The sequence below is a fragment of the Embleya sp. NPDC050154 genome (assembly GCF_044460165.1).
GTDB lineage: Bacteria > Actinomycetota > Actinomycetes > Streptomycetales > Streptomycetaceae > Embleya.
Genome location: NZ_JBITJP010000015.1, coordinates 13,453 through 29,727 on the forward strand (window position 1 = coordinate 13,453; position 16,275 = coordinate 29,727).

Sequence of the window (16,275 nt, forward strand, 5' to 3'; positions counted from 1 at the left end):
TGTGCGGGTCGGCGCCGGGTCAGGACTCCCGCGCACGCGGGCGCCGGCCGGCACGCCGGGACGTCACCAGCGCCACTCCTGCTGCCCGAACAGGTGCCCGGCCTTGATCCCGTGGTCGGCGCACCAGGTCAGGAACTCGTCCACCTGCTTGAGCTGGTAGGTGTCCTCGTTGTAAGTGGTGGCCATCACGTGACCCAGCCAGCTCTCCTCGCCCATGGCGTAGACGTACGCCTCGTTCGCCCCCAGCTCGGTCATGATCGCGGCGGCCTGCTCCGCGTTCGAGCCGGACAACTTGCGGGACTTGCTCATCTTGCGGGTCACCGGCTTGGTCAGCAGCGCCTGGTAGAGCCAGGTCAGCGGCGCGCCGTCGCACTCCATGCCCAGGAACGCGTAGTGCGCGGTGCCCAGGTGGTTGCGCACGTGCCGGTAGAGCTGCGGGTCGATCCCGGAGGAGTCCGCGCCCACGTACGCGGTGCGTCCGGCCAACTCCACCCAGTACGTCGACTTGCCGCGAATATCCAGGTCGCAGTGCTCGCCCAGGAACGGCGTGGCGACCACCTTGCCGCCCGGGAACGGCACCTCCTCGAAGTCGTCGACCTCGATCACGGGAAAGCCCATGTGCCGCAACATCAGCGCCATGGAGGGATCCTCGAGGTTGCCGCGCGAGGGGCGCGGGACCACGATCGCCCCGACCCGACCGCGCAGTTGCAGCAGCGTCTCCAGCACGATGTGGTCCTGGTGACCGTGGGTGATCAGCGCCAGGTCGATCCGGTCCGGCAGGTCGTCCAACGTGTACCGGTCGCCGGCGGAGCTGTCCGCGCTGATGAACGGGTCGGTCACGATGGCCGCTTCGGGGGTCTGCAGCACCAGGCACGCGTGCCCGAAGTAGCGGATCCGGCCGCCCGCCTCGATGTGCCGATCCTCGGACAGACTGGGCCGGTCGCTGAGCAGCGTGCCCAGTTGCACGGCCTGGGCGTCGTCGAGTTCGAGCGCCTCGCGCAGTCGGCCGAGCGTGCTCGCCGTGGTGCGGGCCCGGAACAACTCCTCGAGACCGGAATGCCGGAAGGGGATGGGCAGTTCCAGCACGTCAGGTCCGGGCAGCCGGGGCGTGCTCAGGATGAACGGCCGTTCGGTGCCCGGCTCCAGCGAGAGCTGCACCGACTGCCGGGATTCGACGTACGCCTCGCTCGCGTAGGCCAGCGGCTCGATGAAGCGCACCGAGGCCTGGTTGTCGGTGTCGTAGGCCAACTCGACCAGGCCGCCCAGCTCGGGCGGGAGTTTGGGGTACAGCGGGGTCAGGTCGAACCCGGTGGCGTTGGCCCGCAGCAGCTCCTGCGCCTCGGCCACCGCCGCGGCCAGGCGCAGCATGTCCGCCCGTTCCCGCTTGATCGTCTCCAACAACTCCGCGACCTCGGCGGAGCGTTCCGCGCCGATGTTGACGAAGTAGCCGCCGCGCAGCGCCGGGTTGTCACTGGCGGCGATGTGCACCTGGGGCGATTGCACGTACGACTCCAGCATCGGCACCTGGAGGTAGGCCAGGTTCATCGCCGCCTGGATCGGCGCCACCGTGTGCAGCCAGGCGTAGAACCTGTCCACGAGTGGTTCGACGATGACCTTTGAGCGCAGGAAAACAGGTGTATCCGTCATCTGGGCACTCCGCTTCGAGGAGATCCGGGGAAATGGACGACCCTGGCGGGCAGACCAGGCAACCATGGCGTGCGTGCGCCGCGTCGTGCGCCGCTCACGGCGGCGCGACCGGCGCCATCGGCGGACATCCGACGTCGGCCCTGGACGAAGGCGCCCGGGCAGAAGGGTGATGCGGGCACCGCCGCTGCCATTTTCGGACCGGCCGGGCGGACGGACAACCACACCGCCTCGTACAGGCGTTCAACTGCGGCGGCGCACCGGTTGAACGCCCGGACCGGCCGGGCGCCCGGGGCCGCGGTGTACCCGCCGCCGCGGCCGGTCGGCCTGTCCGACCCGTGACGGCGCCGGTAGTGTCCGGTGGCCATGGACCGGGGTGCCGGGGCGCTCGCTCGTGCCCTCGTCCGTTCCCGCAGCACGCACCTTCCCATGCCCGAGCACTTCCGCCCGGCCGCCGAAGGACACTCGCATGATCGATGACCTGGACCACGCGCCGGATCTGGTGACGCTGCTGCGCCGGCACGCGGCGGAGCGACCGCAGGCCGAGGCGGTCGCCTTTCTCGCCGATCCGGACGATCCGGTGGGCGGATTGCGGCGCCGGAGCTACGCCGAGTTGGACCGCGAGGCCCGCGGCCGGGCCGCCTGGCTGCAACAGCACCTCGCGCCGGGCTCACGGGTGCTCCTGCTGCACCCCAACGGTCTCGAGTTCGTCGCGGCCTTCCTGGGCTGCCTGTACGCCGGAATGATCGCCATCCCGGCTCCCCTGCCCGGGCGCTACCGGCATCAGCGGCAACGGCTCGTCGGGATCGCGGCGGACGCCGGCATCGGCGCCGTGCTGACCACGTGCGCCGACGCGGCCGAGGTGCGCGAGTGGCTCGCCGGCTCGGGAACAGCCGACGTCCCGGTCGTCGCCGGCGACGAACCGGGCCTGGCCGACGACGCGGACGCCTGGACACCGGTGCCGCTGGACCGATCCACGACCGCTCTGCTGCAATACACCTCGGGCTCCACCGGCAGTCCCAAGGGCGTGGTCGTACGGCACGGCAACATCCTGCACAACGCCCACGCCGGGATGCGCGGCATGACCTGGCCCGAGGACATGCGGCTGGGCGGGTGGTTGCCGCTCTACCACGACATGGGACTCAACGCCCAGTTGTTGTGGGGTCTGCTGGCCGGCGGCAGCGCCGTGCAGATGCAGCCGAGCGCCTTCGTGCGACGCCCGTTGCGCTGGTTGCGGCTGATCGACGCGTACGGCGTCAACGTCTCGTTCGCGCCCAACTTCGCCTTCGAGCTGTGCCTGCGCAAGATCGGCGAGGCGGACGTGGCCGGTTTGGACCTGTCCCGCTGGGATGTGGCGGTGTGCGGCTCGGAGCCGATCGACCCGCGCGTGCTGGCCGCGTTCGCGCAGCGGTTCGCCCCGGCGGGCTTCCGGCCGCAGTCCCTGCTGCCCGGCTACGGCTTGGCCGAGGCCACGTTGTACGTGTCCGGGCGGCGCGGACGCACGCCGCTGACCACGCGCGTGGACCTGGGCGCGCTCGCCCGGGGCACGTTCGTGCCCGCGACGCGGGGTGGGGCCACGCGCGAGGTGATCAGTTGCGGTCCGCCCACCGAGGCGTGCGAGATCCGCGTGGTGGATCCGGACTCGCGCGAGGTGCTGCCCGAGGGCCGCCTGGGCGAGATCTGGGTGCGCGGTCCGGGCGTGGCGGGCGGCTACTGGGGACACGGCGACGGCGGCGGTGTGTTCGGCGCGCGCACCGCGCTCGGCGAGGACGGGGACTATCTGCGCACCGGCGACCTGGGAGTGCTCCACGACGGCGAGTTGTACGTACAGGGCCGCCTCAAGGACATGCTGATCGTGCACGGACGCAACGTGTATCCGCAGGACGTGGAGCAGGAATTGCGCGTACATCATCCGGAACTGGGCCGGGTGGGCGTGGTGTTCGACACCGGCACCAACGGTTCGACCGCCGGGTCCGCCGAGGTCGTGGTCACCCACGAGGTGACCGGGGTGCCCCAGGAGCGCCTGCCCGCGCTCGCGGCCGCGATGCGGCACACCGTAGGCCGCGAGTTCGGCGTGCGGGTGGGCACGGTGGCGCTGCTCAGCCCGGGTACCGTGTTGCGCACCACCAGCGGCAAGGTCCAGCGCTCGGCGATGCGCGAGTTGTTCCACGAGGGCAGGTTGGCCTCGCTCTACCGGGATCCGCAGTAGCCGTCCGCGCCGGCGCGCCGGATCGGATCGGTCCGATCCTTGCGCAGCGCACCGCCGTGACCAAGGAGCCGCACATGCCCGCTTCTCCCGCGCACGTCCTGCGGGCCGAATTGCAGAGCTGGCTCTGCGGCTTTCTGGCCGAGGAGTTGAAACTCTCGCGCGATGCGATCGATCCCGGCACGCCGATGACCGACTACGGCCTGGACTCGGTGGCGGCGTTGTCCGTGCTCGCCGAGACCGAGGAGCGCGTGGGTTTCGAGATCGAACCGGACGCGCTCTGGGAGTTCCCGACGGTCGCCGCGTTCACCGAGTCGTTGGTGGGCCGGATGGTGGCTGCGGACGCGACGGTCGGCGGCGACGGGCCACCGTGAACAACACGCCCAGCAGCATGCCACCGACCACGCAGACCACCACGCCCGCCCGGGTGTCGAGCATGAAGGCCAGGACGATCGCGGTGGCGTAGAGCATCGGGGCGGCCACCCGCACGGTGCGATTCATGACTGCCTCGATCTCATTGGAGCGTGGAGGCCGGCAGCGGCCGGCCGGCGGATCGGGCGGTGGTCGCGCAGTCGTGGATCGGCCGGCCGCTGCCGTGCCACACGGACAGGGCGTACGCGCTGAACGGGTAATGGATCCGGGCCTGCGGCACCGCGACCCGGCCCCGGACCGGACCGGGGTCGGTGTCGGCATCGACGTCCACGCCGAGGCCGGCGTCCGTGTCGGCGGCGATCTCGTCGTCGGCCGGGGGGACGTCGCCGTGCTCGCGCAGGATCGCCCACAGCGCACCGGGCACCGCGAACTCGTGCGTCTCGGCCACCTTGTGGATGCCGGCCCGGAACACCGCGGCGGCGGCCATGTCCAGTTCCGTCACCCGCTCCAGGTCCGCGCGCCCGGGCAGCCGGGCCGCCGCGACCGGGTCCGCGCCCAGACGCTCGTAGAGGAAGTCCACGGCCGCGTGCGCGTGTTGCCGGGCACGGTCGGGGTTGCGCACCATGCGATGCAGGATCGCCTGGTAGTGCACCTCCTCGTGGATCAACTCGTCGCCGAGTTCGGCGTACAGCGCCTCGCGCGGGAAACGCTCGGGTTCGCGCCACGAGCGGGTGTAGTCGCCGAACCAGTACGCGGCGATCGGGTCGGGGCCGCCCGTGCGCAGGTGTTCGCCCAGCGCCGCGACCAGGTCGACCGTGCGGGTGCCGGTGGTGTGCGCCAGCACGCGCAGGGTGCAGCGCAGCAGGCACTTGTGGAACAGCGTGAGCGGGATGCGCAGTTCCATGCCGCGCAGCCAGTCCTCGAAGTCCATCCGGGCGTGTCCGGTGACCACGTCGGCGATCAGGTCCGTGTTGCCCGGGTCGCACGGCATGCGTCGGGTGGTCAGCGCGTGCTCGTCGCGAAAGCGCGCGTGGGTGTAGTCGGTGTTGTTGAGCAGCAGCAGCGGGTAGACCACCGGTGATCCGCCCGCGGCGACCGCCTCCTCGACGCCGTCCAGGTGGGTGGCCAGCGATTCGCCGGGCAGGCCCCAGATCAGATCGGTGTAGGTCGGGATGCCCCGGTCGCGGAATTGCCGCTGCATGCGCCGGTAGTTGTCCACCCGGATGTTGGTGCGGTTGGCCAGTTGCAGCACCTCGGCGTCGAAGGACTGCGCGGACAGCGTGATCGCGCCGGTCAGGCCGGCCCCGTGCAGGATCGAGGCGATCTCCACGACGCGCCCGTTGGTGTTCTTGGCCCAGTTGGTCATCACCAGCAGCCGTTTGCGGTGCCGCGCGCACAGCTCCACCAGGTGCCGGGCGATCTCGGTGTCGCGCGGGAGGATGCCGAAGTTGGCGTCGGCGATGAACAGTTGGGTGCCGTTGCCGGCGTGGGTGACGATCCGGTCGAGTTCGGCCCGGATGCGCTCCAGCGAGTATTGGCGGACCTTGGAGTTGGTGGCGCCGCCCCAGTAACAGAACGCGCACGAGTACGGACAACCCCGGTTGGTCTCGTAGACGATCATCCGGGACGCGGCCAGGTCCTGGTCCGACCACACGCCCGGGTCCAGCAGCGGGGAGGGGAGCGCGTCCAGGTCGCTCACCCGAGGCGCGTCGGCGGTGTCGATCGGGCGCCCGTTCGGCCCGGGCCGGCTGATCCCGGGGATCGCGGCCAACGCCGCGCCGAGCATCGGGTCGGCGAGCGGGGCGTCGGGATGCGCGAGGAAGGCCCGCAGCAGGTCCCGGAAGCGCAACTCGCCCTCGCCGTGCACGAGTACGTCCACCCAGGGCGCCTGGGCGAACAGCTCGCGCTGCTGGTGGGTGACGTCGTTGCCGCCGACCACGATCCGACAGCGCGGCCAGCGCTCCTTGACCCGCCGGGCCAGCTCCAGGGTGCGGGCCCGGTTCCAGAAGTAGACGGTGAAGGCCACCACGAGCGGGTCGTCGAGGCTGTCCAGCACGGTACGGGCGGCGCGCGCGTAGGCGCCGCCGCCTTGGAGGTGCACGTGCTTGTGGAAGCTCGTCGCGGCGGCCAGCCCGGGGTCGGCCTGGGCCGCCGCCTGGAGCTGGCCGAGCACGGCGCTGTAGCGGACGCCGGGCATCACGGTCAGCTCGACCAGGTGGACCTGGCGGCGACGGGCCGGTGCGGCGGGCGACGGCGACATCCGGGGAGCCTCCTGCTGGGGTCGGTGACGAAGCGGACGGGCCGACGGGTGCTCAGGTGACCGAGAGGGCGTAGTCGCCGTAGGCGATCAGTTGCACGCCGGTGCCCGGGGTGGCGGCCGGCGGGATGTGGCTGAGCGAGACCACCAGGCGGTCGACCACGTACTGCGGTGCGCGGGCCCCCTCGGGACTGCCCGCGAGCGCGGCCTCGCGGCTGCCCGCGTCCAGCGGTACGCCGTCCTTGCCGCCGGAGGCGGTCATCGTGTCCCGGACCTGGACGGCGGTGAAGGCGAGCACGCCGCCGTCGCGGGTGCGCAGCAGGAACGTCGGGTAGCGCGGCGCGTCGGTGGGGATCACCCGCTCCAGCAGGGCGCCCTTGGCGCGCAGCGCCTGCACTCCGGCGGTCCAGCCGCCGGTGAGCTGCCCGGTGAGCGTCTTGGTCGGCGACAGCGGCACCTTGGGGTCGCGCTTGCCCTGGGCGTAGTCCTGGTACGCGCGCCCCAGCGCGGCCGGATCGGCGAGCAGACCGGCGCTGTCGGCGACCGCCGGGGCGCCGCCGGTGGCGTCCTGCTCCAGTTCGGGGATCTCGGAGCGGTCGGTGACGAACGGGTAGTAGGCGACCTTCCACGGCGCGTCCTCGCGCTCCTGCACGAACAGCAGGTACTTGGGTGAGGGGGAGACCGTGTCGGACTGGAGCAGTTGGGTGATCGCGACGAAGAACTTCGGATAGCCGGTCAGTCGGGGGAAGACGAACCTGGGCTGCACGTATCCGGTCGTGGGCACCACGACCGCCTGGGTCTTGGCCACCTGGAGTCCGGCCTTGCTGCCGGTCGAGGCGGGCGGCATTTCGATCGCGTCCACCGCGGCCGGGTCCAGGCTCGCGTTGATCCGGGTGTTGGCCGCGGCGTACTCGTGCAGCAGCCGGGTGGCCTGTTCCACGCCCACCGGGGGTGCGGCGCCCTGGGGTGTGGCCGGTTTGGGGTCGGCGGGGGTGTCCCCGCAGCCGGCCAGCACGGCGCCGGCGACCAGCACGGCCGCCACCAGCGTGGCCAGTCGGCGGCGAACGCCCGAGGCCGCCCGGCGGGCGTCGCCGGGCGTGGAGGTGACGCGCACCGGAAGGGGGCGCGGTGCGCGCACATCCGGCGCGGCTGGTCCGGGCATCTCTCTCCGCCTCGGGTCGGTGGAACGGGGCGGTTCCGACGCCGCGGGAGGACGACTCCCGGGGCGCCGGAACCGGCTGTACGGACAGCGGTGGATCAGGCGGTCCCCCACGTGCCGCTCGGGTGCGGATGCGGGCGATCGCGTGCGGGTGTGGCCGATCGGCACTCGATCGGGCGCCGATCGGTGCTCACCCGGCCGAGCGGGCGTCGATCAGGTGCTGGTGCAGCACGGCGAGCAGGAACAGCTGTACGCGTCGCCGCCGGCGACCGAGTCCAGGTCGGCCTCGGACAACTCGCGCGTCTCGAGCAACGGCGAGTCCAGTACCCACAGTTCGTATCGACCGGTCTTGGCGCCCTCCGCCCAGGCGTGCACCTGGGCCTCCAGGTCGGGCTCGCCACCGGCCTCACGGATGATGCTGACCGTGGCACCGGCGGGTAGCTCGAAGCCCATTTCCGCGAGGGCGGCTCGCGGGTCCGATTCCAAGCGGGCCGCGTAGTCGTCGTCCGACCACGCCGAGGTCAGCACCTTGGCGTAGAAGCCGACGAACGCGGCTCTTTCCCTGGGCTCCATGCGAGCCTTCCTCTCCGCGACGTCGGTCGGGTGCGCTGCGGATCAGGTGCAGCAGCAGCACGGAGAACAGCAGCAGCAGTACGTGGTGTCGTCGGGGTTCTGCGGCGAGTCCAGGCCGCCGCCGGCGACGGACTCGAGGTCGGCCTCGGAGAGCTCGCGCATCTCGATCTGCGGCGAGTTGGGCACCCGCAGCTCGTACGAGTTGGTCTCGGCGCCGCTCTCCCACAGCTCGACCTGGCTGTCCAGGTCCGGCTCGCCGCCGAGGTTGCGCACGATGCGCACCGTGGCGCCGGCGGGCAGTTCCAGGCCGTGCTCGGCCAGCGCGGAGCGCGGGTCGTTCTCGAGCCGGGCCGCGTACTCGTCGTCCGACCAGGCCGCGGTCAACACCTTCGTGTAGGACCTGACGAACGCGGCCCTGTCCCTGGGGTCCATCCGAATCTCCTTCATGGGGTCCGACTTCGGGTCGTGCAGCGAATTCCGCGCCGATTCGAATCGGTCCGGAATAACGACGTTCCACCTGCTCGGCGCCTGTTCACGCCGGTTTCGGATCGACGTCGGCTGCGATACCGGAAGCATGCGGAGGCGGCCGGTGGCCCGTCAATGCCCGAATTCATAATTACCGGATCCCATGATTAGGGCGCCCCTCCCCCACACCTCGGCCCTCACCTCCCGCAGGTCAAAGTGCCGGTCCGGGAAGCTAATCGAGACACCCCCCAACGTTAGGCGGCACCCCCCGATAGGGATCCGAGGGGCACCCCCATGCCCGAGTGCACGACTACCGGAGAAACAGCGGAGAATCGCCGAAACGACCTTGTCCGGGCCTATCGGCGGCGGCTAAGAATTACCGGCAGCAGCCGTCGACGCCGCTCGTGGAATTTCGACTACGCCGGGAGAGAATTCGTGGACCTGCCTCGTCTCAAGGCACATCTCGTCGCTCGCGCCTTCGGTCCCGACCGGGTCTTCCTCGTCTGCGAGGACGGCCACTACCTCGTGCAGGGCAAGGCGGTCACCGCCGTGTTGCCGTATCTCGACGGCACGCACACCATCGCGGAGATCACCGAGAAGCTGGCCGAACGCTTCACCATGGGTGAAGTCGTCTTCGCCGTCTCCAAGTTCCAGCGCTTCGGACACCTGGTGGACGGCGCGGTGGGCGAGGACAGGGCCACCGCCGCGGCCTGGGAGGGCCTGGGACTGGACGCCGCGACGGCGCTGCGCCGGCTCGGCGAGGCGCGGATCGAGGTGGCCGCGCTGGGCGCGGTGGACGCCGCCGCCGTGGTCGCCGCGCTGCGCGAGATCGGCGCGACGGTGACCCCGGTGACCCCGGCCGAGGTCGGCGCCGGGGCGAGTGAGGGACGGCGCGGACCGGACCTGACGGTGGTGCTCACCGACGACTACCTCGACCCCCGACTGGACGCGATGGACGCCCGGTTGCGCGCCGAGGCACTGCCGTGGCTGCTCGCCAAGCCCACTGGGGCCGAGGTGTGGACCGGCCCCTACCTGGTACCCGGGAAGACCGGCTGCTGGCACTGCCTGGCCCACCGGCTGGCCGGCAACCAGCAGGTGGAAACCTTCCTGCGGCGGCGCGACGACGGCACCGTCGCGGACGAGCCGATCCGCACGTCGCTGGCCGCCACCGCGTGGTCGGTGGGCCTGTCCGCGCACCTGGTCGCCGCGGCCGCCGCCGAACTGCTGGCCGCCGGGCGCTCCGACCACGAGGGCGTCCTGGTCTCGCTGCACGTTGCCGGCCGGCGCCTGGAACAACATCGCCTGATCCGCCAACCCCAGTGTCCGGCCTGCGGCGACCCCACGCTCCTGCTCGACCGCGACCCCAGAATCGAACTCGCGGACCAGCCGGTGGTGTTCGACGACGAGGGTGGCCACCGCACGATGCGCCCGGACGACACGTTCAAGCGCCTGGAGAAGCACATCAGCCGGCTGCTGGGCGCGATCAGCTCGCTGCGCCTGCTCAACGACGTCGACAACGGCGTCACCTTCAGCTACTCGGCGAGCCACAATTTCGCCGTCCCCGGGCACAACATCGCGATGTTGCGGCGCAACCTGCGCGGGCAGAGCGGCGGCAAGGGCCGCAGTGACGTCCAGGCGCGGGTCAGCGGGGTCTGCGAGGCGATCGAGCGCTACTCGGGCGTATGGCGCGCGGACCGCACCACCGAGCCGGGCTCGTTCGCCGAACTGGGCCCGGACCTGGCCGTGCACCCCTACGACCTGTTGTTGTACTCCGACAACCAGTACGAGACGCGCGAGAGGTGGAACCGCGAATCGGCCGGGCGGCTGCACCTGGTGCCCGAGCGCTTCGACGAGGACCGGCGCCTGCAGTGGTCCCGCGCGTGGTCGCTGACCGGGGACCGGCCCCGCCTGGTGCCGGCCGGCTACTCCTGGTTCGGCCACCCCGACCTGCACGAGCACTTCTTCTGCTTCAGCGACGGCAACGGCAACGCCTCCGGGAACACCCTCGAAGAGGCGATCATGCAGGGCCTGTTCGAGAGCTGCGAACGGGATGCGGTCGGCCTGTGGTGGTACAACCGGGCGCTGCGCCCCGGCTTCGACCTGGACTCGCTGCGCGAGCCGTACGTGGACACCCTGCGCGAGTTCTACGCCGGGATGCAGCGCACGCTGGAGGTCGTCGACATCACCACCGACCTGGGTGTGCCCACGTTCGCCGCGGTCTCGCGGCGCACCGACCACCCGGTGGAGGACATCCTGCTGGGCTTCGGCGCGCACCTGGACGTACGGATCGCGGTGCTGCGCGCGCTCACCGAGGTCAACCAGTTCCTCCCGGCGGTGATCAACCGCAACCCGGACGGCACCACCAAGTACTGGGAGGACGATCCGCACACCCTGGCCTGGCTGCACACCGCCACCGCCGAGCGCGAGCCGTGGGCGCTGCCCGCGCCGCACCTGCCGGCCACCACCCTGGCCGGCTACGGCACCCTGCACAGCGGGGACATCGCGCGCGACATCCGCAACACGGTGGACCGGCTGCGCGCGGTCGACCTGGAGGTGATCGTGCTCGACCAGTCGCTGCCCGACCTGGAGTTGCACGTGGCCAAGGTGATGGTGCCGGGGCTGCGGCACTTCTGGCGGCGCCTGGGTCCGGGCCGGATGTACGACACGCCGGTGCGGCTCGGCTGGCTCGACGCGCCCACCCCCGAGGCCGAGCTCAACCCGTACAGCGTCTTCTTCTGAGCACCCGGGCGGCCCGGGGGCGCGGCCTCGTCCCGCGCCCCGGGGCCGGCCGGCTCCGGCCTCGCGCCCCGGACCGGCCGCACCGCCCGCCCCGGCGCGGCCCTCGTACGGCCCGACCTGCCCCGGAGGTTCCATGACCAGCCTCGGCACCCCGCCCGCGGCGGCGGTCGCCACACCCACCGAGTCCGCGCCGGTGGAACGCATCGCCCTGCATCCCGGCGCCCGGGTGAGCACCGGCGCGGACGGCGCGACGCTGCTCTTCCTCGGCCCGCGCGGGCTGGCACTGGGCGTGCTCACGCCGGGCGTCGCGGCGGCCGTCGCGCTGCTCGCCGCCCATCCGTGCGTCGAGGACGACCTGCATCAGGTGGTCATCGCGCGCGAGGGCGAGGCGGCGCTGCTCAAGCTGCCCACGCTGCTGCGCCGGCTGCGCACCGGCGGCTGGCTGAGCATCCGCCTGGAGGCGGCCGGCCGGCCCCTGCTGACGTTGCGTCCGCTCGCGCCGCCGGCGCCGCAGGCCGCGCGCGGCACCGCCGCCGTGGACCGGACCCGGCTGCGGTTGTCCCGCTTCGCGGTGCTGCGCCGCGACGGCGAACACACCGTCCTGGAGTCGCCGTTGGCCCCGGTCGCCGCCGACCTGCTCGACCCGGCGCTGGCCGCGCTGCTCGCCGGCCTGCCACACCGGCCCGCCGAATCACCACCGGGCGTCGGCCGGGCGCTGGACCTGCTGGCCCGACACGGCCTGCTGGTGGATCCCGAGACCGAGGACGCCGATCCGGACCGGGCCCAGTGGTCGCCGCACGAGTTGTGGTTCCACGGCCGCACCCGCGCCGGGCGCCACGACCTGCCGTACGGCGGCACCTACTGGCGGGCCGCCTCGGCGCCGCCGCTGCCCGCGGTGCGCCCGGCGTTCCCCGGCGACGCGATCGACCTGCCGCGCCCGGACCTGGACGCGGTGCGCCGCACGGACCCCACCCTCACCGAGGTGCTGGAGGGCCGCCGCTCGATCCGCGCGCACGACGACGCGGCGCCGCTGACCCTGGACCAACTCGGCGAGTTCCTGTACCGCACGGCCCGCAACCGGGCGATCTTCCACGAGGAGCGCCAGGAGATCGGCGACCGCCCCTACCCCTCGGGCGGGCGCTGCCACGAGTTGGAGCTGTACCCGCTGATCAACAACGTCGAGGGCATCGAGCCCGGGCTCTACCACTACGACCCGCGGGAGCATCGCCTCGAACGCGTCGCCGAGCCCGGCCCGGCGGTGCACCGGCTGTCCGAGGTGGCCCGCGCCACGTCCTTGATGACCGCGCCGCCGCAGGTGGTGCTGGTGGTGAGCGCGCGCTTCGGCCGGGTGATGTGGAAGTACCAGACGATGGGCTACGCGCTCGTGCTCAAGCACGTGGGCGTGCTCTACCAGACCATGTACCTGGTGGCGACCGCGATGGGCCTGGCCGCGTGCGGGCTCGGCGGCGGCGACTCCGACATGTTCGCGCTGGCCACCGGCAACCGGTGGGAACACGAGGGCAGCGTCGGCGAGTTCCTGCTCGGCACGGTCGGCCCCGAGCCGCACCGGGTCGAACCCGATCACGTCGAATCCGATCACCTCGACCCGGATCGCGTCGAGCCGCACCGGGTCGAGCCGCACCACCCCGAGCGCGCGGGCCCGATGGGAGGCCGCGATGCACTTTCGTCGTGAGGCCCTGGAGGCGCTGAAGGCACCCGAGGAACTGGACGCGCCGATCCGCCTGGCTCGCCCCCGCGCGTGGGCCCTGCTGCTGGCCCTGGCCCTGCTGGTCGGCTGCGCCGCCGGGTGGTCGGCGACCGGCACCCTCCCCCGCAAGGTGAAGGTGCCCGGCATCCTGACCCACCCATTGGGCGTCTCGCGGGTGCAGAGCCCGCAGACCGGCCTGGTGTCCAACCTGTTCGTGGACTCGGCGACGCTGGTGCCCAAGGGCACCCCGGTGTTGTCCGTGGTCGACCAGCAGGGTGCCACCCAGATCGTCCGCGCGCCGTTCGCCGGCCGGGTGATCGGCGTCCTGGTCTCCAGCGGCCAGTACATCTCGGTGGGCACCACGTTCATGACCGTCGAGCGCACCGACGCCAACGACGACCGACTGCTGGCCACGCTGTTCGTCTCGCCGCGCAGTGCCGGCATGTTGCGCCCGGGCACCCAGGTGGACGTGTCCGTCCAGTCCGCGCCCTCCCAGGCGTTCGGACTGCTGCGCGGCCGGATCACCGCGATCGACCAGTTCCCCTACACCGCCCAACAGGTGACCGACTTCCTCGGCGGCGACCAACAGGCCGCGGCCCGATTGTTGTCCGCCGGCGGCGCGGTCCGGGTCACCGTCGACCTGGAGACCGATCCGCGCACACTCAGCGGCTATCGGTGGACCAACAAGTCCGGTCCGCCGTTCCGGATCGACTCGCAGACCCCCATCACCGGCTTCGCCCGCCTGCCGGGCGAGCGCCCGCTCGATTGGCTGCTTCCTGGATGACCACCACCTCGCCCCCGCCGGCCGGGGCACCGACCGGACCTCCCGCCCCGGCCGAGCCCGGAAGACGCCGCCGCGAGTCCGGCGAACGCCGGACGTCGGTCCGCACCCCCACGGTCATCCAGTTGGAGGCCGTCGAATGCGGCGCCGCCGCGCTGGCCATGGTGCTCGCCCACTTCGGGCGTCACGTGCCGCTGGAGGAACTGCGCCACGCGTGCGGTGTCTCCCGGGACGGCGCCAAGGCGGCGAACCTGCTGCGCGCCGCGCGCGCGTACGGTCTGACCGCGCGCGGCATGCAGATGGAGACCGCCGCGCTGCTCCGCGGCCGGCCGCCGGCCATCCTGTTCTGGAAGTTCAACCACTTCGTGGTCTACGAGGGCCCGGCCCGCCGGCTCGGCCGACCGGTGATGCGCCTCAACGACCCGGCGCAGGGCCGCCGGGTGGTCACCCTCGAGGAGTTCGACGCCGCGTTCACCGGCATCGTGCTCACCTTCGAGCCCGGCCCGGATTTCCGCCGCGGCGGGCACTCGCCCCGACTGCTCGCCGACCTGCGGGCGCGCTACCGCAGCAGCGGCGGCGCGCTGCTGCTCGCGCTGCTGGCCAGCCTGCTGCTGATCCTGCCCGGGCTGGCCGCGCCCGCCTTCACCCGGGTGTACATCGACCGGGTCCTCACCGGCGGCGACCACTCGTTCCTGCCCGCGCTACTCGCCTCGATGGGGCTGGCGGCGGCGGTCACGGTCGGGTTGACCATGCTGCAACAGGCCCACCTGTTGCGCGTCGAGTCCGCGTCCTCGATCCGCAGCTCGGTACGCGTGGTGCGCCATCTGCTGCGTCTGCCCGTGGTGTTCTTCACCCAGCGCAGTCCCGCCGAGATCGGCAAACGGGTCTCCTCGAATGCCACGATCGCGCAGATCCTGTCCCGCGACGTGGCCACCACCGCGGTCAGCACGCTCCTGGTGCTGGTCTACGCGGGCCTGTTGTGGACCTACGACGCGCAGCTCACCGTGGTCGGGGTGGGCGTGGCGATGCTCAACATCGTGGTGCTCAAGCTGGTCTCGCGGATGCGCACGGACACCGTGGCCCGGCTGCGCGCGGACCGCTCCGGCCTGGTCGCCGCCTCGTACAACGGCCTGCAACTGATCGAGACGCTCAAGGCATCCGGCGCCGAGGGCGACTACTTCAAGCGCTGGGCCGGGTTCCAGGCCCGGGTGGTGTCCGGACAGCAGACGCTGGGCGCGCCCACCTCGATCCTGGCCGTGGTCCCGCCGCTGCTGGCCGCGGTGGACAGCGGCCTGCTGTTGTGGATCGGCGGACTGCGGGCGATCGACGGGCACATGTCGATCGGCCTGCTGGTCGCCTTCCAGACACTGGTCAACTCGTTCAGCCGACCGGTGGCCCAACTCGCCAACCTCGGGCCGCGCCTGCAGGACGTGACCGCCGACCTGCACCGGCTCAAGGACATCGAGAAGTTCCCGCCCGCACCGGAGTTCCTGGAGGACGAACAGGCCCGCCGGGCCCGGTTCGGGAACGGGCACGACACCACCCCGGTGCTCGCCGGTCGGGTCGAGCTCTCCCATGTCACCTTCGGCTACAGCCCGTTGGGCAAACCGCTCCTGGACGACTTCTCGCTGCGGGTGGGCCCGGGCGAGCGGGTCGCGCTGGTCGGCGGTTCGGGCAGCGGCAAATCGACGGTGAGCCGGTTGATCGCCGGCCTGTACGAGCCGTGGACCGGCGAGTTGCTCTTCGACGGCCGGCCGCGACGGGACTATCCGCGCGATGTGATGGGCACCGCGGTCGCGTTCGTGGACCAGGACATCTTCCTCTTCGAGGGCACCGTGCGCGACAACGTCACCCTGTGGGACGACTCGATCCCGGACGAGGCGGTGGTGGCCGCGCTGCGCGACGCGGCCGTGTACGACGTGGTCGCGGCCCGCCCGGGCACCATCCACAGCCCGATGGCCGAGGGCGGCAAGAACTTCTCCGGCGGCCAGCGGCAGCGCCTGGAGATCGCCCGCGCGCTGGTCCGCAATCCCAGTGTGCTGGTCCTGGACGAGGCCACCAGCGCGCTGGACGCGCAGACCGAGGCGACCATCGACGACAACCTGCGTCGGCGGGGCTGTGCGTGCGTGATCATCGCGCACCGCCTGTCCACGGTGCGCGACAGCGACGAGATCGTCGTGCTCGAACAGGGCCGGGTCGCGCAACGCGGCAGCCACCACGCGCTGGCGGCCGTCGCCGGGCCGTACGCCGAACTCATCCGCGACCAGTAGGCGCCGGCCGAGGCGCGGTTCCGCCGGCGCCTCGGCCGACCCATCGCCTTCGACGCCGTGCCCGTCACGGTCGCCGGCAACGTCCCCGGCACCGGACGCCA

Annotated in this window: 11 protein-coding genes; 6 read left to right on the forward strand and 5 right to left on the reverse strand. The window is 72.1% G+C overall.

Annotated elements, in window-relative coordinates; genetic code table 11:
• Positions 1-63: 63 nt before the first annotated feature.
• Positions 64-1,647 carry an MBL fold metallo-hydrolase gene (locus ACIBSV_RS28735; protein WP_395867998.1) on the reverse strand — a complete coding sequence of 528 codons (1,584 nt, stop codon included), beginning with the start codon at positions 1,645-1,647 and terminating at the stop codon, positions 64-66.
• 466 nt (positions 1,648-2,113) lie between these two features.
• On the opposite strand from ACIBSV_RS28735, the gene ACIBSV_RS28740 reads away from it, so the two are divergent.
• Both ACIBSV_RS28740 and ACIBSV_RS28745 read left to right on the forward strand, forming a co-directional pair.
• On the forward strand, positions 2,114-3,853 hold the full coding sequence (locus ACIBSV_RS28740; protein WP_395868000.1) for a fatty acyl-AMP ligase: 1,740 nt from the start codon (positions 2,114-2,116) through the stop codon (positions 3,851-3,853).
• A gap of 74 nt (positions 3,854-3,927) precedes the next feature.
• On the forward strand, positions 3,928-4,224 hold the full coding sequence (locus ACIBSV_RS28745) for an acyl carrier protein (protein ID WP_395868002.1): 297 nt from the start codon (positions 3,928-3,930) through the stop codon (positions 4,222-4,224).
• Between the two features lie 140 nt (positions 4,225-4,364).
• Here the strand turns inward: ACIBSV_RS28745 and ACIBSV_RS28750 are convergent, their stop codons facing one another.
• From ACIBSV_RS28750 to ACIBSV_RS28765, 4 genes are all read right to left on the reverse strand, one after another.
• Complete coding sequence (locus tag ACIBSV_RS28750; RefSeq protein ID WP_395868004.1) at positions 4,365-6,482, reverse strand: radical SAM protein; 2,118 nt, start codon at positions 6,480-6,482, stop codon at positions 4,365-4,367.
• A gap of 52 nt (positions 6,483-6,534) precedes the next feature.
• On the reverse strand, positions 6,535-7,641 hold the full coding sequence (locus ACIBSV_RS28755) for a hypothetical protein (protein WP_395868006.1): 1,107 nt from the start codon (positions 7,639-7,641) through the stop codon (positions 6,535-6,537).
• A 210-nt stretch (positions 7,642-7,851) separates the two neighbouring features.
• Positions 7,852-8,211 (reverse strand): hypothetical protein, encoded by a 360-nt coding sequence (locus ACIBSV_RS28760; protein WP_395868007.1) that lies wholly within the window; start codon positions 8,209-8,211, stop codon positions 7,852-7,854.
• 42 nt (positions 8,212-8,253) lie between these two features.
• Entirely contained in the window at positions 8,254-8,643 is a 390-nt protein-coding gene (locus ACIBSV_RS28765; RefSeq protein WP_395868009.1) for a hypothetical protein, read from the reverse strand.
• 468 nt (positions 8,644-9,111) lie between these two features.
• Between ACIBSV_RS28765 and ACIBSV_RS28770 the strand changes: the two genes are divergently transcribed.
• The 4 genes from ACIBSV_RS28770 (at position 9,112) to ACIBSV_RS28785 (ending at position 16,174) form a co-directional block, all read left to right on the forward strand.
• On the forward strand, positions 9,112-11,415 hold the full coding sequence (locus tag ACIBSV_RS28770) for a TOMM precursor leader peptide-binding protein (RefSeq protein WP_395868011.1): 2,304 nt from the start codon (positions 9,112-9,114) through the stop codon (positions 11,413-11,415).
• Positions 11,416-11,548: 133 nt separating this feature from the next.
• On the forward strand, positions 11,549-13,108 hold the full coding sequence (locus ACIBSV_RS28775) for a SagB family peptide dehydrogenase (RefSeq protein ID WP_395868013.1): 1,560 nt from the start codon (positions 11,549-11,551) through the stop codon (positions 13,106-13,108).
• Positions 13,092-13,907: an HlyD family efflux transporter periplasmic adaptor subunit gene (locus tag ACIBSV_RS28780; RefSeq protein WP_395868014.1), complete on the forward strand. Its 816-nt coding sequence runs from the start codon at positions 13,092-13,094 to the stop codon at positions 13,905-13,907. Before ACIBSV_RS28775 ends, ACIBSV_RS28780 begins: the two co-directional genes overlap by 17 nt.
• On the forward strand, positions 13,904-16,174 hold the full coding sequence (locus ACIBSV_RS28785; protein WP_395868016.1) for an NHLP family bacteriocin export ABC transporter peptidase/permease/ATPase subunit: 2,271 nt from the start codon (positions 13,904-13,906) through the stop codon (positions 16,172-16,174). Before ACIBSV_RS28780 ends, ACIBSV_RS28785 begins: the two co-directional genes overlap by 4 nt.
• The last annotated feature ends 101 nt before the right edge of the window (positions 16,175-16,275 follow it).